The sequence below is a fragment of the Treponema denticola genome (assembly GCF_024181605.1).
GTDB lineage: Bacteria > Spirochaetota > Spirochaetia > Treponematales > Treponemataceae > Treponema_B > Treponema_B denticola_B.
This window is the reverse complement of sequence record NZ_CP054477.1, coordinates 1,551,587-1,571,321: the sequence shown is the minus strand read 5'-3', so window position 1 is coordinate 1,571,321 and position 19,735 is coordinate 1,551,587. Positions and strand designations below refer to the sequence as shown.

Genomic DNA, 19,735 nt, shown 5'->3' with positions numbered 1-19,735 from the left:
CGTCCTTTAAAAGAGCCTCATAAATACGGAATCGAAGTCGAATATGATTGCGGCACCGACAACAAAAATGGATGATAGGGCAAAGACATAATCTATTATTCCGAATTTGATTTTAAAAAGCTCTGCTGAAGTTTTTGGGGATTCAGCTCCTTTTACGAGGGCTGCAGCAGTCATGTCGTCTGCAAGCGAGGTTGCTCTAAAAAGAACCGGAACGAGGGCGTACTCCAGACTTTGAATCGGATGAAAAAAGATATTTTTTGTTCCTATTTCGATTCCTCTCATTTTCATGCTGTTTGTGATTATGGTCATTTCTTTTTTTATGGTAGGTAAAAAACGTACTGCAACCGTAAAGCCGAGCATTATTCCCTTGGGGAGCTTCATTTTGTTTAGAGAACTTACGAGGCTTTTTGTATCTACCTTGTTAAAAATTACCATTGCAGCCATAAGGAAGGGCAAAAATTTTTGTACACCCATGGCAATAAGCGAAACGGAGTTAATCAAAAACTGTATGGGAAGGCCGGACAGGGCTTTTATCCCAAAAGGAAGAGCGAGTGCTAAAAAGAATATGAAGATATATTTTACTGCCTTTTTATACATCTTAAAAAGGCATACAATGCCCAAAGACACCAAAAAAATAAAAATATTTGCAGAAATAGACGAAGAAACCGTAGTTATGAGTGAAAGCATAATGTTCAAAAACACTATTGTTCTCGGATCCAAGATAGTCCGTTTTTTTGAAGTGTAGACTCTTATTTGCTCTGCCAGAGCTGTAAACTCGTTTGATTTTTCGGTATAAAAGATTCCGCTTTTTATTTCCGAATTTAAGCATATCGTATTGTTAGACATGGGCGACATCTTAACCAAAAATTACAACTTTGTCAATATAGTTTTTCGTCGTCCTAGCCTTGACTATTTTTTTTATTTTCGATATAATGAACCCTAAATTTTATTATATCGCACCGATAGGAAAGGGTGCAGAAGGAGAATCGTTGGCTGAAGTAAAAGGTTTGCGGATAAATGATCAAATCCGCGTGAGAGAGGTTAGGTTAATCGGGGTTAATGGAGAACAAGCTGGTATTGTTCCCACTATTGAGGCTGTAAAAATGGCCGCAGAAGCCGGACTTGACCTTGTTGAAGTTGCGCCTACCGCGAAGCCTCCGGTTTGCAAAATAATAGATTACGGTAAATATCGATTTCAAATGGAGAAAAAGCTCCGTGACTCCAAGAAAAATCAAAAGCAGCAGATGATGAGAGAAATCAGAATGCAGCCTAAGATACACGACCATGATCTTGAGTTTAAATCTGCACATATTAAAAAATTTCTTGACGGCGGCGATAAAGTAAAGGTAACCGTGCGTTTTTGGGGACGCGAACTTGCTCATACTGAGCTCGGTTATGAAGTTTTAAACAAGGTTTTGGAAAAACTGGGGGGTGAAGAAGCCTATACCCTCGAGAAAAAACCTGCTATGGAAGGACGGACAATGTCTATGACATTGAGTCCCAAACAAAAAAAATAAGCTTATAATAAATTTGGAGGTACTTATGCCTAAGATGAAGAGTAAAAGAGCTGCTAAAAAAAGATTTTCTCTTACTGCAAGCGGTAAGGTAAAATACAAGCAGATGAACAAGGGTCATATTATGACTAAAAAATCTCAAAAACGGGTACGCCGTCTTAAGAAATCGGCCATTCTTTCAGAGGCTGACAGCATGAAGATGCGCAAGCAGCTATTACCCTACGGTTAATTTATTTGAAACAGAAGTCAGGAGTTTATAATGTCAAGATCAACAAGCAGTGATAGAAGAATTACAAGAAGAAAAGCTATATTAAAGCAAGCTAAGGGCTTTAGAGGCCGCCGCGGTACCAACTTTAAGGCTGCCCGCGATGCAGTTCGAAAGGCCTTGCTTCACAGCTATGTAGGACGAAAAGATAAAAAAAGCGATATGAGGCAGATATGGATTACCCGTATTAATGCAGCCGTTAGAGCTGAGGGTATTACCTATTCACGCTTTATTGCCGGAATGAACAAGGCCGGAATCAAATTAAACAGGAAGGCCCTTTCAAACATGGCTATCGAAGATCCTACCGCTTTTAAGGCTGTCGTGGAAGCTTCAAAAAAAGCCTTAGGAGTCTAATATGCTCAATCTCGATCAGGTAAGACTCCTTGAAAACAAGGTAGAAAGGGCTGTGCAGATGATAAAAAGCCTTCATACCGAAAAAGATGCTCTAAAAAAGGAAATTGAAGCTAGAGATAGACGAATTTCCGAATTGGAGAAGCTTATAATAGTTTTTAAGGATGACCAATCTAAGATCGAGGAAGGAATAATCAGCGCACTTAATCAATTAAGTGCGTTTGAGGATGCCTCTTATACAAAAAAACATGAAACGAGGCCTTCTGCCTCTGAATTGGAAACCGCAGCCCCTGTTTCAAGCGGATCTAAACCGGAGTCTTTTTCTGCACCTTCTCCTAAAACCTCTTCACAACAAGCTCCCGCTGCAGATCCTGTTTCGGAAGAACCCGTTTCCGGTAATCTTCAAAAAGACCTTGATGATGTACTGGGACAATCCTCCGAGACAAGTAAACAGATGGATATATTTTAGGTAAAATGAGCAAAGGACAATTAAATATAGACGTATTGGGAACTTCCTTTGCCATTCAAGCCAATGAAACCGATGAATATCTAAATCAAATTTACAATCACTATCTAAATGTTTTAGACCAAGTGAGGCAAACTTCTAAAGTTTCCGACCCTTTAAAACTTGCCATTCTTACAGGTATTTTGGTTACCGATGAGCTATATAAGGAAGAATTTTCAGGGCAAGATTCACAAGAGCTTATCCAAAAGGCCTGTGACATGGAAAAATCCGCTATGAGGATGATCGAAAAAATCAATGAGGTAATATGAAAATTTGGGTAGATGCCGACTCGTGCCCTGTAAGAATAAGACAAATTACGGCCAAGGCCGGAGAACGTCTAAAACTGCCTGTAATCTTTGCGGCAAACAGGGAAATACCCATACCTAAGGGTGCAAGTATGGTTGTTACTGAAAACACGGAGCAGGCTGCCGACCTATACATAACCGAAAACTCGGCTGAGGGCGATTTGGCTATAACTAGGGATATTCCCTTGGCAAAGCTTTTGGTAGATAAGGGGCTTTATGTCATAAATGACAGGGGGACGATTTTTACCCGCGACAACATAAATACATATCTATCTGCAAGGAATTTTATGTATGAGCTGCAGGCCAACGGCCTCGCTCTCGAAAAAACAAACTCTTTCGGTAAAAAAGAGATTCAAAAATTTTCAAATCTTTTGGACAGCCTTTTAGCTAAGGCCTTAAAACAAAGGCCTCGTGATTCAAGGTTTTAAGTCCTTATTGTACTTTTAGGGAGAAAATGATATTATAAGCAAATGAAAAATAAACTTATTTTAATGTTCATGCTTTGTCTTATTTTTATAAGCTGTAAACAAGATCCTGATCTTTATTTGTATGAAGATATGGATAACTTAAAAGACGAGCAAAAAACGCTTATTGAAGTATTAAAAAAGACGGAAAGCAAAGAAATGAGCTTTGCCGTTAAGGATAGAATAGCAAAAAATCTCAAGGTTAAAAAGAAAAACAAACTTTTGATTGTCTTTTTAAGCTCCCTTGTAGAAAACGACCCTGATGACACTTACAAGGGGTATTGGCTTTTAATGCTGGCAAACGAATATATGGAACAAAAAATGAATGAACCGGCTGCCTATTTTTTTGAAAGAGTTATAAAACTTGATAAGGATATGGAAATTTCGGGTAAGTCGATTCAATATTTAAGTTTAAAAAATTTGATAAATATAACGAATGATCCTAAACGCCTTGTAGAATATTATTCTCTTTTGCTGTCCAACTTTTATGACAGTATTGATCCTGCTTATTCCTATTTTATGCTTGCACAAAATTACGAAAAGCTCGGCGAATGGAATTTAGCCATTCAAAGCTATTCAAAATTTATAGGTCTCGGCCGTTTTGATTTGATTATCCCGGGCATCCCCGATAATTACGGCTATGCCCGAAAAATTGTAGACTACAGCTCTTCAACAAAAAGCTGGACAGTGGAAAGCCTTGATGAGCTTTTGTCCGTTATTAAGTCGGCAATTCAGAGAAAGGACTATGATACATTGGAGCGGTACCGTTCAAAGGTAAACTTTTTTTCTATGGCGTGGAAACAGGAGCTTTCCGATATTTACGGTTCCCCAGATTTTTCTTTAAGAAATTTTATGTACGGAACTTATATAAAAATAGAGCCTGAAATTGATCCTTCTTCTACACCTCATGAGGCCTATCTTAAAACTTCGGGCTGGAATCAATATTCAAGAATATGGTACCTGTATTTTAGAAAGGTAAACTTCCCGGCAGATCCTGAAATTCACGGAAGATGGGAATGGGCAGGTATTTACTACGGAGAAAAAATTTAGTGAAGACACGGCTTTTTTTTATAGTCTTTGTTTTTTTAGGTTTTGATTTAATTCACTCAGCCTCTTTAAATTTTACAAGGGATGAATCCGTAAAACTTAAGCAGCTTAACAAATCAAACCTCTCTTATAACCGCCAAAAATCGCTTCACGGCACGGTTATTGTGCCTCCAAAATATCCTCTAATTGAAAGGTTTAGAAATCAATATTTGAATGAAAACGGTTTAAGGTATTTGGAAGCGATTATGAAAAGATCTGGCCCCTACCGCAATTTTATTATTGAAGAATTACGCAGAGAAAATCTCCCGCCCGAACTTTTGTTTTTACCGGTTATAGAGTCGGGTTTTTCGCCCAAGGCCGTGTCAAAATCGGGGGCTGTAGGTATTTGGCAATTTATGCGGAACAGCATAGGCGGCTATGATATTCATATCGATGAATGGATTGATGAAAGGCGGGATCCATGGAAGACCAGCACTGCAGCAGTAAAAAAACTTAAATGGAATTATAATTATTATAATGACTGGTACTTGGCTCTTGCAGCTTATAATTGCGGGGTAGGGGCCTTGGATAAGGCTATAAAGAAGGCAGGAAGCCGAAACTATTGGTATCTGGCCGAAAAAAAATTCTTAAAGACGGAAACTTCTCTCTATGTTGCCAAATTTTTAGCTATTGCGGAAATTCTTATGAATAGCGAAAAATACGGTATTGACTGGGGAGACGCTCTTGATTATGAAGCCACAGAGATTATCCCGATAAAACGCTCTATTGATGTTATTTTGCTTGCAGAAAAAGTTAAGGCTGATACGGACATTTTTTCGGCTCTTAATCCTTCTTTAAAATTCAATATTACACCGCCCAATTTAAAATATAACTTGCGCATTCCTTTAGAGTATAAAGAGGCTGTTCAAGATTTGCTTGAAAAAAACACCCTTCTTATAAAATATTACAGTTATAAAATAAGATCCGGCGATACTCTTTACGCCTTATCAAAACACTATGGCGTGAGCATCAAGTCGATTATGAACTATAATCCCGGCATTAATGCTTCCGCTCTTAGGATAGGGCAGGTACTTAAAATACCGGCCTTAAAAACCGTAAATTCGTATAGGCGTAAAAATGACGATCAAAATATCGACTTCAAGGATACATATGTAATTAAACAGGGTGACACCTTGTGGTCCATAGCCTTAAAATACAATGTCCAAGTTGAAACCCTCGCCGTAAAAAACGGAATAGAGGTAAATTCGGTGCTTTCCTTAGGTCAAAAACTAAAGGTGCCGATAATAAATTAAAGAGATAAAGCAAATGAATAAATTTTTAAATAAAAACACAGCTTTAAAAAATACCAAGGGCTTCAGCGGCTTATTTTTGTTTTTTTTCCTTTTTAATTTAGCCTTAAATGCCTATGAGCCCGTCCTTCAATCTTCTTCCGTTCAAAATTGGGAAAAGGGCTCAATCGAATCCTTAATAAAACTTGATATGAATAAAAGCGGTTTTTATCTTCCAAGTGATAGGGATGCGGCTTTTAACACAATAGAAAAATACATGCCTTCCCTTTTAAAGGATATTTATCTTTCAGTTATAGTTGACTCTTCCCACCGCTTGGGAAACTATCTTGCCGAAGAAAAAGTAAACTTAAACACCATAAATAAGATAATTGAAAAAGGGAATTATAAAACCCCTCATTTTTCAAATGATATGTCCAATGCCTTGATAAAAACAAGTACCGAACTGCATGAAATTGCAAAGCTGTTTATCAAGCATACTACGCCCTATGTTCCATCGATTCCTCCAAGTACGGCTGTCAGCAAGGCCTATACGGGGATTTTAATAGATGCCAGAGGTTTGCTGCCTGTGCATGGAGAATATACAAAAGAAAAACTTCAGCCCTGCATTTTTCCGAAAGTGTGGAACACCAATATGTCTACCATATATGAAAAGAACATGGTAGATCCTAAAATTGCAAAAAAAATGGGCATAGTTTTATATTCTTCAAGCCTTAATGAAGAGCTGTATAGGGAATATGTTGGTACCGAGCCCTTGCGTATAATAGCTAGAGGCGTTTTCGGCCAAAATAGAACCGATCCGATTATTTCGATGGAGGATAGCAGCCGTATTTTGTCAAGGCCTGAAAACTTAAAACTTTTACAGGAAGGAAAAGTCGTTATCATCTGCGATGAGGATATGCTCCATGTTACAGAGCCCTTTACTCCGCCTGATGAAAACTATTACTTTGCCTATCATGATATTGAACTCTTGCTTGAAAAGCATAAAGAAAAAGGGATTACACTATCAAATCCGAAGAACATAGTAAAGATAGTAATGTTTGATATAAGGTTTGTGGCCGATATGCCGGATGTTCTTCCTGAAGAGATGGGTAAGATAGACGTAATCGCTGAAGCTCTTTTAAAATTGGGCCCTTATACAAAATTTTTAATTGAAGGTCATACGGCAGACCTTAACAAGCCTGAGGACGAAAAAATTCTTTCGGTTCAAAGGGCGGAAAGAATTGCAGACGAAATTTCAAAAAGGGGAATTGACCGCTCAAGGATAATGACAGCAGGCTATGGAAGCACAAGGCCCTTGGCCCCCAGCAACAATGAAAAGAATATGGCAAAAAACCGCCGTGTTGAAATTACAGTCATACGTGAATAAACGCTTGCATCAAGTTTGTTTTAAATGATGATACTTTTTTTAATATCGTTTGTTTAGGATGTGTTGAAAATACGGTTTTAATAAAATTTGGAGAATAAAAATGACAAAAAAAATTACGACAAGATTCTATGGCTTTAATTTACTAATTTTAACGGCTGCAATTTCTTTGCTTTTTTCTTGTTCCAGTCTTCCGACTGATGAAACTGTTCCTGCAAATCTTACACCCATTGAGTTAAACCAAAGGGCTCAAGCAGAGCTTGATAACGGTTCTCTAAGAAATGCCCTTGAATATTATAAAATAGTAATCAAACGCTATGGCTCCGATGCCTCTACCAGAACAGCCGCAGAATATGAGATAGCCCATATCTATATAAGTCAAAAAAAATGGCTTGAAGCCGATGATATGCTTAAAGCCATTATCGATAGATACGAAATGGCCGGAGGTGCCGGTCTTGCTCCCAAGTATTTGGTTCTTGCAAGGAAGGACTATAAAAGGACTCAAGAGTACATCCAAAAGCATAACTTAAGAAAAAAAGATATACAGAAAAAAGATACGCAGAATGAAGAAAAAGACTCCGAACCGTCAAACGGGATAATTATACAGCCGGCTCCATAATTTTTCCTAGCAAAGTCTTTTTTCAATCCATTCAAAGATATCGGCCTTAACTTCTTCCTTATTGGTTTCGTTTAAGATTTCATGGCGGGCTCCTTCATAGAGCTTTAAGTTAAGGTCGCTTATACCGTTGACCTTGTAAATATCATATAGTTTTTTTACGCTCTTACCGAAGTTTGAAACAGGATCTCTATCGCCTGAAGTAATGAGGATGGGCAGCTCATTTGGAATCTTTGCCATTTCGGTATTTGTGTGTGTTTCTTTTAATCCTTTGATCAGGTCTTGGTAAAAACCTACAGTGCACACAAAGCCGCAAAATTCATCATCAATATATTTTTGAACTTCTTTTTCATCTCTTGAAAGCCAGTCAAAATTAGTTTTAGGGGAATCGACGGTTTTATTGTAGGCTCCAAAACTCAGTTTATCCATAAATTTGGAAGGCTTTTTTCTTCCCGAGAAGAGTTTATTTAAGCCGGCTGCAAGACCTGCGATTTTCAGCATAGGGTTTGGGCCTGCACTTCCTACTAAGATAGCAGCTTTTACGGTTTTTCCGTAGTTTTCTATATAATTTTGAGTTATAAAAGACCCGAATGAATGGCCGAGTATTATAATCGGAATATCCTGATAAATTTTTTGAATTTCATCATTGATTTCTTTTTGATCTTCTACTACACGTCTAAAGCCGTCTTTATCGGCAAGATAACCTTTAAGCATTATATTTCCGCAAGTTTTACCGTGACCTCGATGGTCTGATGCAAATACCGTAAACCCCTTTGTACAAGCATCTTCGGCAAAGTCTGCGTATCTTAAAGCATGCTCAGCCATTCCGTGTACTATATGAATTACAGCCTTAGGCTTCTTTTTAGGCAGCCATTGATGAACTGCAACAGCCGATCCGTCGCTCATTGTTTGATAAATTGTCTGCATAAATTATCCCCCATAAAAATAGTATAATTCATAAAAATAAAATTTTCAATAAAAAAGAAGATACAAAGTTAAAAATCTGAAATTTCTTTTATTCGTGCGGAGGGTTGTTGATTTTTAAAATCTATTTGATTGATTTTTTTGCTTTAATATGGTATAAATTATCCGATAAATTTTTATTTATGGGGAAAGTATGGAGCGTATAAAAAATATCTTAAAGGCTATAAAAAATTCTGCAAGTTATAAAAATGAAAATTTTGTTTATTTTTTGGTATCGGTTATTTTGATAGGCGGAATTTTATTTGCTACCAGACAAAAAATTGTCAATTATCCTTATGATTCAATTGAGAATTTTAAAACAATGATAACTGTCATAGAAAAACCTGTAATTATCGAGGGAGAAGGTTCTGAAGGTTTTTTTACTTCCGGGAGAAAAGTTACTTTAAACCCTTATAAAATCGGAAAGTATGAAGTTTCCTATTCATTTTGGAATGAGGTCTATGAGTGGATTCTCAAAGAAAGCGAGCATGAATATCAGTTTCAATCTTTAGGCCAGCCGGGCATCTATATGGGACATTCGGCAAATCCTGAAGAAATGTATGAAATTCCGGAGCTAAAGAAAAAGGCAGAAGAAATGGGAAAGTCCTATAATACGGTAAAGACCGGAGTTTATCCCGCAACAAAAATGTCGTGGAGTGATGCTATTATTTGGTGTAATGCTTTAAGCGAAAAAGAAGGTCTTGATCCTGTTTATTACTATGACGGAAAAGTTTTGCGTACTGCTTTGGATATTACAAAAAGCGAAAGCCCCGATGTCCGGATGGGAAATAACGGTTACCGCCTTCCGACTGAGGCTGAATGGGAATTCGCTGCCAGAGGCGGAGATATAGAAGCTGCTGATTGGAATTTCGGTTTTGCTGGAACCGATGACATTGAAAAAGCCGGAGAATATACTTGGTATAGAGATAACAGTTCTCTATTTAATATAGGTTCATCAGGGGAAATTATAGATATTCATCCCATAGGTCAAAAAAAGCCCAATAAGTTAGGACTCTATGATATGTCAGGAAATTGCTGGGAATGGTGTTTTGATAGGTACAATAGTCGAGCTCCCGGAGATTTTATTAATCCTATAAATGATATGGGAGCCAGACCCCGTATTATAAAAAGCGGCTCGGTAAAGCATGGTTTAAGTTTTTCCCGTGTAAAATCCTGGGGCTATGCCACGCCTGTAAATCCGGGATATATTTTGGGCTTTAGATTGGCCCAGACAATTGTAAAAGATAATGAGTAATCTTTATCCGCAGTGTTGACATGATTTTGATATATGAATAAAATATTTGAGTTATAATTTTAACGTGGAGAAAGAGTATGAGCTTAGATAACGCAAAAAAAGAAAAGTATGTTCAAATTTTAAAAGAAGAATTGGTTCCAGCCCTTGGATGCACGGAGCCTATTGCTATTGCTTACACAGCTGCCAATTTACGAAAAATCATGGGCGGTGTTCCCGATGAAATCTTAATTGAAAGCAGCGGTAATATCATTAAAAATGCAAAGTCGGTTATTGTGCCCAACACCGGCGGAATGAAGGGAATGGAAGCTTCTGCTTTGATAGGCCTTATCGGTGGAAATGCAGATAAAGGTTTGGAAGTATTGGCCGATGTAACCGAAGAGCATGTAAAACTGGCTCATGAGTATTTAGCCAAATCCTGCACTAAGCTTAAACTAATGGATACGCCTGCAAGTCTTCACATAAGGATTACCGGCAAATTAAACGGAGATACCGGAGTTGCCGAGCTCATTCACCAGCATACGAATATCGTACTCCTAAAAAAGAATGACGAAGTTATCTTTGAAAAACCTTTTAGTTTGGAGTCTGCCGCAGGTGCTTTAACCGATAGAAGCTGTTTAAATGTAAAAGATATTTTGGAGTTTGCAGACACTGTTCCGGTTGATGAGGTTTCTCCCATCATTATGAGACAGGTTGAATATAATATGAGAGTTTCAGAGGACGGCTTAAAAACTTCCTACGGTATTGAAACGGGAAAAAATATTTTAAAATATAATCAGAGGAAGGGCGATAATTTTTCGGTTAAGGTTCAAGCGGAAGGTGAAGTCGCAGCAGCCTCCGATGCCCGTATGTGCGGCTGTTCTTATCCGGTTATTACCAATTCGGGAAGCGGAAATCAGGGCTTAGCCGTTTCGGTGCCCGTAGTTGTATATGCCCGCGAAAATAAGATAAGCGAAGAAAAACTGATCCGCTGTTTGATTGTAAGTAATCTTTTAGCCATTCACCAAAAAACCGGAATAGGCAGACTTTCTGCTTATTGCGGTGCGGTAACTGCCGGAGCTGCCTGTGCTGCTGCAATTACCTATATGAAGGGCGGTTCTTATGAACAGGTATGCGGAACAATAGTAAATACTTTGGGTACCGTATCGGGAATCCTTTGTGACGGAGCCAAGCAGTCATGCGCCGCTAAAATTGCCGCTGCCTTGGACTCAGCCCTTTTTTCTCACGAGCTTGCTATGGACGGAAACTTCTTTGCAGGCGGTGACGGCGTAGTCAAGGACGATATCGAAAAAACCATAGCAGGAATCGGCGTTGTTGCAGCCCAAGGTATGCGCAAAACCGACGAAGTTGTATTACAGGTTATGCTTAAAGACTAATTTTCATTTAGAACATAAAAAATTCTTTTACGGGTATTTCCCCTGTTGTCCGTAAGGGTCAGCTCATGTCTGCCCCTTAGGGGCGCCCCTAAGGACACCCTTAAGGGCTGAATCTTCATTTGATGATAGGATTTTGTACTTCCTAAATATTCTCCGTCCAAATCCCAATAGATGACGGCATCGGGATTTTTATGGGCGGCTTCTGCAACCAAGGCTCCAAAAGAGCCGTCAAGTTCTGTAGGAATATAAACCGAGGTTCCGTCTTCGGGAAATAAAATTTCAAACTCGCCTGCATTTGATGCGGTGCTTTCCGGAAGCCACTGGGGGAGGCTTTTATATTCAGGATGTCCCTGTTTATAAAAATATTCTGCAGCAGCAGGAAGGACAAACCTGTTTTCTATTTTAGGCAATTCGTTTATGTCGTTTGCCTTAACTTGAAACTTGCCGTCGGGACTTAAAGATACCTTTTTACAATAAGGGCAGGTATTTTGTGTATGACTGTTTATGGGTTTTAAAACAGCCTTTGCGGTTTTACAAAATTCTCCTGCGGGATAACCCGAGTCTGCACAAGCTTTTATAAATTCAAAATCCTTTAATTCTTTTTCGGGCCAGTCCGATTTTGGCAAGATATTAAAAATTTCAAAGAGGATTGGTGCGGCCAGTTTTGTGCTTGTAATTTCAGGCCTCCCTTCTCCCGAAGCGTTTCCGCACCAAACGCCTACGGAATATTTAGGCGTAATACCTATAGTCCAAGCATCCTTGTTCCCGTAACTGGTTCCGGTCTTCCATGCAATTTTTTGATTTTGTGCATAGAGCTGCCAGATAGCTTCTTCTTCCGGTCTGTTCCCTTCGGTCAGCACATCCATTGTTATTCTGCAAGCTCCTGAAGAAAAAGGAAATTTTTCGTCAAGTTTGTTTTGAGCCCTCAGCATCATCTTTCGATAAGTATTTGTAATTTCGTAAAGGTTTATTTCTCCACCTCCTAAAATCAGGGGAAGACCGTACTCATCGGCCGAACGGTTAAATGTTGTAAAGCCCGACCTTTTTAAGATATCCAAAAAGGCGGGGATTGTAAATTCACGCAGAGCTCTTATAAACGGAATGTTTAAAGAATAGGAAAGAGCCTTGCGGGCAGGAATCGCTCCCGAATATGTGTAGTTACTGTTTTGAGGTGTGTAGCCGGCAATCTTTGTCGGAATATCTATGAGGAGTTGGTCCGGTAAAATCATTCCCGCATCCAGCATTGCCGCAAACAAAAAAGGTTTTAATAAGCTCCCCGAACTCCGCCTTGCATGAATCATATCGACATGCTCATTTTTTGCATTCGGACTTTGAAGCCCTGTGTTTCCTATATAGGCCAGCGTTTCTCCCGTTTCGGTATCTAAAATTAAGACGGCTGTATTGTAAACACCGCTTGAGAAATTTCTTTTAAAATGATGGTCTGCAATTTCAAAGACTATTTCCTGCAAAGAATAATCCAAGCTGCTTATGTTTTTTTGATTGGAGCTTTTTGTTTTTAAAAACTCAAGATAATGATAGGCTTTTTGCGGAATGGCCTTAGGTTTATCGGGGACAGGTTCCGCAACGGAAAGAGCGTATGTTTCCTTATCGATTTTTTTTTGTAAAAAAAGATTGTACAAGAGCCTGTCCCTTTTTTCTTTTAAGATTTCGGATTCTTTTCCCGGGCGTACCAAAGAGGGCTGATTGGGAAGGACTGCAAGGCAGGCGGCTTCCGCCCATGTTAAATCTTCAGGCCCTCTTCCGAAATACCGCCATGAGGCGGCTTCAAGGCCTACAACATTTCCGCCGTAGGGTGCATGGGATGCGTAAATATTCAATATGTTTTCTTTGGAATAAGAAAGCTCTAAAAAAAGAGATAAAAAACTTTCTCTTAGTTTTTGCTTAAAACTTCTTACCGGATTTTTTTCGGAAAGGCGGGAGGTCTGCATCGTAATTGTAGAGGCTCCCGAAACTATTTTTCCTTTTAAAATATTTTCAACTGCCGCCCTAAAAACCGAAAAAGGATCTATCCCAAAATGAAAATAAAAATTTTTATCTTCATAGCTTAGAAGGGCTTCCCTGTATTTTTCAGGCAGCTTTGAAGTTTGAGGAAATCTCCATTGCCCGTCACCCGCAGCAGATGCACCTAAAAGTTTTCCGTCGGAGCTGTAAAGGGTAAAAGAATAATCAACCTTAAAGCCGGGCGTAAAAAATATTATTAAAAATAAAAGTATCAGGCTCAAAATAAAGGCCGGCATCGAGGCTCTTAAAATTTCTTTTATCGGCAGGTGTTTTGGAAAATCCATTTTACTCATTATTGTATTTTGAGCTATATTTTAAATTTGTCAATAGGGGTGTGTTGGCCGTGCCTATTTACACTTTAAACTTATTTACCTCCTTAGAAAGATTTTCAATGCTTTCTTTATTCTTTTGGCTTATTGTATTTACTTCCTGCACGGCGTTGCTAATCTGCACGGCACCGGAGGCCATCTCGTTCATACTGTCGGTGATGACGCGGGTAAGCTCATCAAGTTTTTGCATTTCAGCGGCAACATTCTCTCCGCCGCGGAGCATCTCGGCAGAGCCGTCGTTTACCTGGTTGGTTACCATGTTTATGTCGCGGATGGCTGACAGGACTTCTTTACTGCCGTTTTCCTGTTCGCGCATAGCTTCCATAAGGCGCTGACTCATCGTTTTGACCTGTTCCGAAAGAGCAAAAATGGCATTGAATTTTTCTTCTGCTGTTTTTGAAGATGTTGAAAGAGCTTCAATCTCGCCTGAAAGCACTTTGAGGGTGGAAGTGATAGTTTTACCTTGAGTACTGGACTCTTCTGCGAGCTTACGGATTTCATCGGCAACGACTGCAAAACCCTTGCCTGCTTCTCCGGCGTGGGCGGCTTCGATTGCGGCGTTCATCGCCAAGAGGTTAGTCTGCGAGGCGATGTGCTGGATAACGTTTGAAGCTTCCAATAGACCGCCCGATTCTTCGGCAATGCGTTGAGTTACGTTGTTTGCTCCTGAAATTGTCTCTTTACCGTCAGCAGTGGCGGATGCAAGAGTTTTTATAACATCATCGGTTTTGCTGAGTGTCTGTGTGATTGATGCAATATTGCCGACCATTTGCTCGATAGCTGAAGAAGATTCTGCAACACTTGCTGCCTGATTTTCGATACTGCTGTTAAGCTGCTTTATGGTACGGATAATTTCTTCAACAGTAGCTGCTGTTTCGGTAACACTTGCGGCTTGGGTCAAAGTCTGCTGTTTTACCCCATCAATGTTCGCACTTATTTGGTGCACTGCACTGGCGGTTTCGGTCATGTTGGATGCAAGTTCCGATCCGATGTTGGTCATTTCCGTGCTGTTTTCGCCGACGCTTTTAATCGACGAGCCGATTTTGGAAATGGTTTGATTGAAGTAGTTGGAAAGGTCGGTAACTTCGTCATTGCCGTGCATGGGCAGTCGGACGGTAAGGTCGCCTTCGCCTTGGGCGATGTCTTTTAGGGCAGAGACAACGGTTTGTATCGGCTTTACTACTGAGCCGGCGACAAAGTAGACGATAATGAAGGCAATGGTCAAAATGCCGATGATGGTAAAATACAGAGATCGGCGCAGTGAATTTACCGTTTCCATAAAGTCGTGCACGGGTGCTTTGATGATTATCGTCCATTGAGCACTTTTTAAATGTGCATAAGACGCGATATTTGATAACCCATCATATTCGTAAGACCCGACAGAAGAAACTTCGGAAGCTAAGGCATTTTTTTCAAAATTTGCAAGTGATATACGGTTTGCATTAGTCTTTGCCTTTTCTTGTGCATTCGCCTTATCCGTAACAAGGGATGCCAATTTATGAGCAATGACAGTTCCCTCATTGTCTATGATATAACAGCCGCCCGTCTTGCCCACAACAATATCATCGATTTGGCCGGACAGCCATAAACCGTCAACATCTGCATTCAGAATACCGACAATTTGCCGATTATTATCGTAAATTGGAACGGAAAAAATTTGTACAAGAGCTTGACTCGTTTTTGAGATAAGTGGTTTGGACATAAAGGATTTACCGTTTTTTGCAGCATGAAACCATTCACGGTCGTTTACACTGAGAGATCCGGTAGGTGTATGGCAAATACCATCTAATCCGCTAAAATCCAATTCATTAATAGCAGGATTAAATTCCGCCTCTTTTTGCAGCAGTTTAATTTTCTCCGCATTTGAAGCACCTGCGTCGGTAAGGGTAGGCATACGCGCAATGCCTTCTAAAAATTGAAACATTGCATTAATCCTCCCGTCAATAATTTCAGCCGTATCGGTTGCTTTGTCGATAAGATGCGTTTCGACCTTTTCGATGACGGCCTTGCGCGCTGTTTGCACGGCAAGTAAGCCTTCGACCATTCCTGCGGCCAATATCAATAGCCCGAATATGATGATCAGTTTGTAGCGGATTGAAAAACGTTTTTTTGTTTGTTTCATTTATAATTCTCCTTAAGTTTATTTGCCTCTTGTTTAGATGGAGCAGTTCCCTTGGTTTGCAGGACGGGAATATATATTGAGTTATTTTATTATGTGCAATTAATAAAAGATTATGCGATATGGTTATGGAAATAAAGTTTTTTGGAAATAGACGGTTCAGATACAAGGAATTAGGCGAAAATAAAGCAGAAATGTATCTATGATACGTTGAGCATTTATTTTCGTCGTGCGACACAGTAGATGAGTTGTATATTTTTAAAAATTTGCGGGGGGGGGGGGGGGGGTACTATACAGCATTTTGCTACTCTTTGTCTAGTAGGTTTTGAGAAAAAATTTAATTTTTTTTCTACCAGAATAACATTTTGTATCATAGCTAACATTATAGTGCAAAATAGCGGAGCTGTCAAGGGATTATATGTTTCGATATTTTAACTGCGGGATATTCCGCAATTTGTGATACCAAAGATGTGTACAAGCTATGTAGACATAAAGTTAGAAAAGGCTTATAATGTGCTCTAAATTATATTTAGGAGGAATAAATTGAAACAATCCGATTTTGAAAAGCCGCCTGTTGCGGAAATAAAAGAAACACGTTTTGAAAAGTTTGGGAAAATAAGAATCGATAATTATTATTGGTTAAAAGACAAGACCGATAAAAAAGTTATCGATTACTTAAATGCAGAAAATGCTTATACGGATAAGATAATGGCTTCTTCAAAAGATTTGCAAAAATCTATTTATGATGAAATTGTAGGCCGCATAAAAGAAGATGATGAAACCTATCCTGTTTTTGAAAACGGCTATTATTATTACAACCGTGTCGAAAAGGGAAAGCAATATAGAACCTATTGCAGAAAAAAAGCCTCTCTTGATGCAGCTGAAGAAATCATTTTCGATGTAAACAAAATGGCGGAAGGGAAACAAGCTTTTATTTTCAGTGACTATGTTGTAAGCCCTGACAATAAAAAGGCTTGCTATTTTTATAACGAAACAGGCTCCTTTGCGGAATTTATTTTAAAGATACGCGATTTGGAAACCGGAAAAGATATAGGCTTCAGCTACAACGGAGCCGTTACCGCAGCTTGGGCTTCCGACAGTAAAACTCTTTTTTACAGTGCAATCGACAGTACCTTGCGTTCAAGCAAGGTCTTCCGTCAAAAACTTGATGAAGAAAAAGGAACTCTTGTCTATGAAGAAAAGGATGTAAAATATTCTTGCTATGTGCATGAAACAAAGACAAAGGAATTTATTTTTATTTCAAGTTCAAGTTCTACCACCTCCGAAGAGCGTTTTATTTATGCGGATAAGCCGGAAGAAGAATTTAAAATCTTCCTTCCCCGCGTTAAGGATACCGAATACTCCGTTTATCCGCACAAGGAAAAGTTTTTTATCCGTTACAAGGACAAGCAAAACTTAAACGGCAAAATCTATTCCGCTCCTCGTTCTTCCTATTCCGATAAATCTACATGGAAGGAAGAACGAGCTCATGACGAAAATGTACGCATTGAGGATGTGTCCGTATTTGAATCCTACATTGTATTGGAGCTTCGTAAAAACGGCCTCATCGAGATTGAAATTAAATCGCTTAAAAACGGCGAGGTAAAAAATATTTCCTTCCCCGAACCGGTTTATACGGCTTATTTGGGTGCAAATCCTGAATACTCTTCCGATAAGGTACGCTATATTTACACATCCTTAAACCGCCCGAGCAGCGTATACGATTACGATATACTTACGGGAAAATCGGTCTTGTTAAAACAGCAGGAAGTTCCATCAGGCTTTAATCCCGATGATTACACTGTAGAAAGGCTTTGGGCAAAAGCTCAGGACGGAGTGAAGGTCCCTATGGCTGCCGTTTATAAAAAAGGTTTGGCAAAGGACGGATCCGCACCCGCTCTTCTTTATTCTTACGGAAGCTACGGCTACAGCTCCGATGTTTATTTCAGTCCGAGTGTTTACAGCCTTGTCGAGAGAGGTTTTGTTTATATTGTTGCTCAAATCAGGGGCGGAAGCGACATGGGAGAACAGTGGTATGAGGACGGGAAGCTCTTAAAAAAGAAAAATACATTTACCGATTTTATAGCCTGTGCCGAGCACCTGATTTCTCAAAAATACACTTCTTCCGATAAGCTCGCAATCATGGGCGGAAGTGCGGGCGGCCTTCTTATGGGAGCCGTTACAAACATGAGGCCGGATCTTTTCCATTCGGTTGTTGCTGCCGTTCCCTTCATAGATGTCGTTACCACCATGCTCGACGATTCATTGCCCCTTACAACAGGCGAATATGAGGAGTGGGGAAACCCGAACGAAGAAGAATATTATAACTACATGCTTTCATATTCTCCCTACGATAATATCGAAGCAAAAAATTATCCGCACATTCTTGTAACCGGAGGCTTAAACGATTCGCAAGTTCTTTTCCATGAGCCTGCAAAATATACGGCAAAGCTGCGTGCAAAGAAAACCGGAGATAATATTCTAATCCTCCACATGAATATGGATTCCGGCCACGGCGGCGCTACAGGCCGCTATGACAGAATTAAGGATACAGCCTTCGAATATGCCTTTATTCTTAACATGGTAGGAATCAACAAGTAACGATATTAGGGGGAGAAAACACCCCGTTCCCTTACGGGCTTTTCAAGTCAGAGCAGGGTTTAGCCTTGAAGCTCTGCTGGCTGTACTCTCCCCCTATAACCCCCTCTTTTGACCTTGAAGCTACGCTGGTTGTACCCGCTCTGCCAAAATGAGTGTCGAGTAACTTTTAATCAGTAAACTCAAATAAAACGCCGTATGTTTTTTTCGGATCGGTATAAACCGATGAACCCGTATCTTCACCGATTAAATCTTTTTCCGATAAAAAGGAACGCACCTTTTCTAATGATTTAACCTTTACTTCAAAACTTATAAACCTGTCATAATCGCTTTTGATTATTTCGATATTCGGGGATGATTCTATTTCCCAAAAGCCTTCTTTAGTTTCTTTGTGAGGAACAAGAAGCTTTCTCCACAAATCGAGGGCTTTGTTATAATCTCTATATGCTATTTTTACCTTTTCTACATATCGAATCCCTAAGTTTCCTCCGGGTTCTTTTTCCGTTTTTTTGACAGGAATTTGATACTCGCAAAAAAAGACTGTTCCTCCTGTAGATAAATCATTACAGATTAAATTTTTCCAATATTGATTTGAATAAAGATTTGTTTCCTTTAATCCTTTTTCTCTTAGTCTGTCCTGTATATCCGAAACTTTCATTGCGGGTTCAAAGGCCATTCCTATTATTCCCGAAATATCTTCTTCTATTTTAAAGTCGATTGCTTCCAATACACAGTTTCCGAATTCTACGCCTCCGCTTGTAAACGTACCCATGCTGCGGTACGGCCATGAGATAGGTAAATCAAATGTATATACGAGCATATTGTATAATTCTTTAGGCTCCTTACAGGTCAGCATAAAATGATCAATCTTTTTAACAAAGATTTCTTGACTTTCTTTTGGAGCACAGGCTGTTAATAATAAGCTTAAACATAAAATCATTAATTTGCTTTTCATAATTTTCTCCCTCAGCTTTATAAAAGTTTTAGTTCCCTGTATACTTCGTCATTCTTTGCTAAAAGAGCATAATCCCTTATTGTCATGCCGTCCTGTTCTCCGCCTGTAACTTTTTCGTCTATGCAGGCACCCTTTGAGATTACATAGTCAAGCATTTTTTTGTCGCCGCCTAAACCGACGGCGTGAACTATCGAAAAATTATAATCCGCTTTAATTAAAACATCTGCTCCTTTTTCGATTAAAAACCAAAATAAATCCTTATAGCCGAATTCGGCTGCTTCCATAACAGCCGTAAATCCGTCCTTGTCTTGAGTATTAATATCAAAGCCCTTTTGTAAATAAGTTTTTATAAGCTCAATATCATTCTTTTTTGCAGCTTTTATAAATTCGTCAATGTGCATA

General features: G+C 39.3%; 19 protein-coding genes. 13 read left to right on the top strand and 6 right to left on the bottom strand.

What is annotated here, in order from left to right:
- Nucleotides 1–6 precede the first annotated feature (6 nt).
- Nucleotides 7–855 carry an energy-coupling factor transporter transmembrane component T gene (locus E4N80_RS07315; protein WP_253701052.1) on the bottom strand — a complete coding sequence of 283 codons (849 nt, stop codon included), beginning with the start codon at nucleotides 853–855 and terminating at the stop codon, nucleotides 7–9.
- Nucleotides 856–932: 77 nt separating this feature from the next.
- Here E4N80_RS07315 and infC point away from each other — a divergent pair, with 77 nt between their 5' ends.
- The 10 genes from infC (at nucleotide 933) to E4N80_RS07265 (ending at nucleotide 7,722) form a co-directional block, all read left to right on the top strand.
- A complete protein-coding gene (infC, locus tag E4N80_RS07310) occupies nucleotides 933–1,517 on the top strand; it encodes a translation initiation factor IF-3 (protein WP_253698511.1) in 585 nt (194 codons plus the stop codon).
- A 25-nt stretch (nucleotides 1,518–1,542) separates the two neighbouring features.
- Nucleotides 1,543–1,743, top strand: coding sequence for a 50S ribosomal protein L35 (rpmI, locus tag E4N80_RS07305; RefSeq protein WP_002668131.1), 201 nt, complete (start codon nucleotides 1,543–1,545; stop codon nucleotides 1,741–1,743).
- Nucleotides 1,744–1,773: 30 nt separating this feature from the next.
- Entirely contained in the window at nucleotides 1,774–2,133 is a 360-nt protein-coding gene (rplT, locus tag E4N80_RS07300) for a 50S ribosomal protein L20 (protein ID WP_253698509.1), read from the top strand.
- 1 nt (nucleotide 2,134) lies between these two features.
- Nucleotides 2,135–2,599, top strand: a complete 465-nt coding sequence (locus tag E4N80_RS07295; RefSeq protein ID WP_253698507.1) for a cell division protein ZapB — start codon at nucleotides 2,135–2,137, stop codon at nucleotides 2,597–2,599.
- Between the two features lie 5 nt (nucleotides 2,600–2,604).
- Nucleotides 2,605–2,904, top strand: a complete 300-nt coding sequence (gene zapA, locus E4N80_RS07290; protein WP_010695627.1) for a cell division protein ZapA — start codon at nucleotides 2,605–2,607, stop codon at nucleotides 2,902–2,904.
- The gene (locus tag E4N80_RS07285) at nucleotides 2,901–3,368 is read left to right on the top strand and encodes a YaiI/YqxD family protein (RefSeq protein ID WP_253698505.1); all 468 of its coding nucleotides are present in this window, start codon (nucleotides 2,901–2,903) and stop codon (nucleotides 3,366–3,368) included. The genes zapA and E4N80_RS07285 overlap by 4 nt, the downstream gene beginning before the upstream one ends.
- Nucleotides 3,369–3,410: 42 nt before the next feature.
- Nucleotides 3,411–4,454 carry a tetratricopeptide repeat protein gene (locus tag E4N80_RS07280; protein WP_253698503.1) on the top strand — a complete coding sequence of 348 codons (1,044 nt, stop codon included), beginning with the start codon at nucleotides 3,411–3,413 and terminating at the stop codon, nucleotides 4,452–4,454.
- Complete coding sequence (locus E4N80_RS07275) at nucleotides 4,454–5,743, top strand: LysM peptidoglycan-binding domain-containing protein (RefSeq protein WP_253698501.1); 1,290 nt, start codon at nucleotides 4,454–4,456, stop codon at nucleotides 5,741–5,743. Before E4N80_RS07280 ends, E4N80_RS07275 begins: the two co-directional genes overlap by 1 nt.
- 13 nt (nucleotides 5,744–5,756) lie before the next feature.
- The gene (locus tag E4N80_RS07270; RefSeq protein WP_253698499.1) at nucleotides 5,757–7,106 is read left to right on the top strand and encodes an OmpA family protein; all 1,350 of its coding nucleotides are present in this window, start codon (nucleotides 5,757–5,759) and stop codon (nucleotides 7,104–7,106) included.
- A 100-nt stretch (nucleotides 7,107–7,206) separates the two neighbouring features.
- Entirely contained in the window at nucleotides 7,207–7,722 is a 516-nt protein-coding gene (locus E4N80_RS07265) for an outer membrane protein assembly factor BamD (RefSeq protein WP_253698498.1), read from the top strand.
- 6 nt (nucleotides 7,723–7,728) lie between these two features.
- Here E4N80_RS07265 and E4N80_RS07260 read toward each other — a convergent pair whose 3' ends face one another.
- A complete protein-coding gene (locus tag E4N80_RS07260) occupies nucleotides 7,729–8,646 on the bottom strand; it encodes an alpha/beta hydrolase (protein ID WP_253698497.1) in 918 nt (305 codons plus the stop codon).
- Nucleotides 8,647–8,836: 190 nt separating this feature from the next.
- On the opposite strand from E4N80_RS07260, the gene E4N80_RS07255 reads away from it, so the two are divergent.
- Together E4N80_RS07255 and E4N80_RS07250 are read left to right on the top strand one after the other, a co-directional pair.
- Entirely contained in the window at nucleotides 8,837–9,937 is a 1,101-nt protein-coding gene (locus E4N80_RS07255; protein WP_253698495.1) for a formylglycine-generating enzyme family protein, read from the top strand.
- Between the two features lie 77 nt (nucleotides 9,938–10,014).
- Entirely contained in the window at nucleotides 10,015–11,310 is a 1,296-nt protein-coding gene (locus E4N80_RS07250; RefSeq protein ID WP_253698493.1) for an L-cysteine desulfidase family protein, read from the top strand.
- On the opposite strand, the gene pbpC is transcribed toward E4N80_RS07250, so the two are convergent.
- Complete coding sequence (gene pbpC, locus E4N80_RS07245; RefSeq protein WP_253701051.1) at nucleotides 11,307–13,616, bottom strand: penicillin-binding protein 1C; 2,310 nt, start codon at nucleotides 13,614–13,616, stop codon at nucleotides 11,307–11,309. The genes E4N80_RS07250 and pbpC overlap by 4 nt on opposite strands.
- A 67-nt stretch (nucleotides 13,617–13,683) precedes the next feature.
- Nucleotides 13,684–15,783: a methyl-accepting chemotaxis protein gene (locus E4N80_RS07240; RefSeq protein WP_253698492.1), complete on the bottom strand. Its 2,100-nt coding sequence runs from the start codon at nucleotides 15,781–15,783 to the stop codon at nucleotides 13,684–13,686.
- Between the two features lie 540 nt (nucleotides 15,784–16,323).
- Between E4N80_RS07240 and E4N80_RS07235 the strand changes: the two genes are divergently transcribed.
- A complete protein-coding gene (locus E4N80_RS07235; protein ID WP_253698490.1) occupies nucleotides 16,324–18,381 on the top strand; it encodes a S9 family peptidase in 2,058 nt (685 codons plus the stop codon).
- Nucleotides 18,382–18,547: 166 nt separating this feature from the next.
- On the opposite strand, the gene E4N80_RS07230 is transcribed toward E4N80_RS07235, so the two are convergent.
- The gene (locus E4N80_RS07230) at nucleotides 18,548–19,333 is read right to left on the bottom strand and encodes a hypothetical protein (protein WP_253698489.1); all 786 of its coding nucleotides are present in this window, start codon (nucleotides 19,331–19,333) and stop codon (nucleotides 18,548–18,550) included.
- A gap of 17 nt (nucleotides 19,334–19,350) precedes the next feature.
- Complete coding sequence (locus tag E4N80_RS07225) at nucleotides 19,351–19,734, bottom strand: ankyrin repeat domain-containing protein (protein WP_253698487.1); 384 nt, start codon at nucleotides 19,732–19,734, stop codon at nucleotides 19,351–19,353.
- Nucleotide 19,735: the final 1 nt, after the last annotated feature.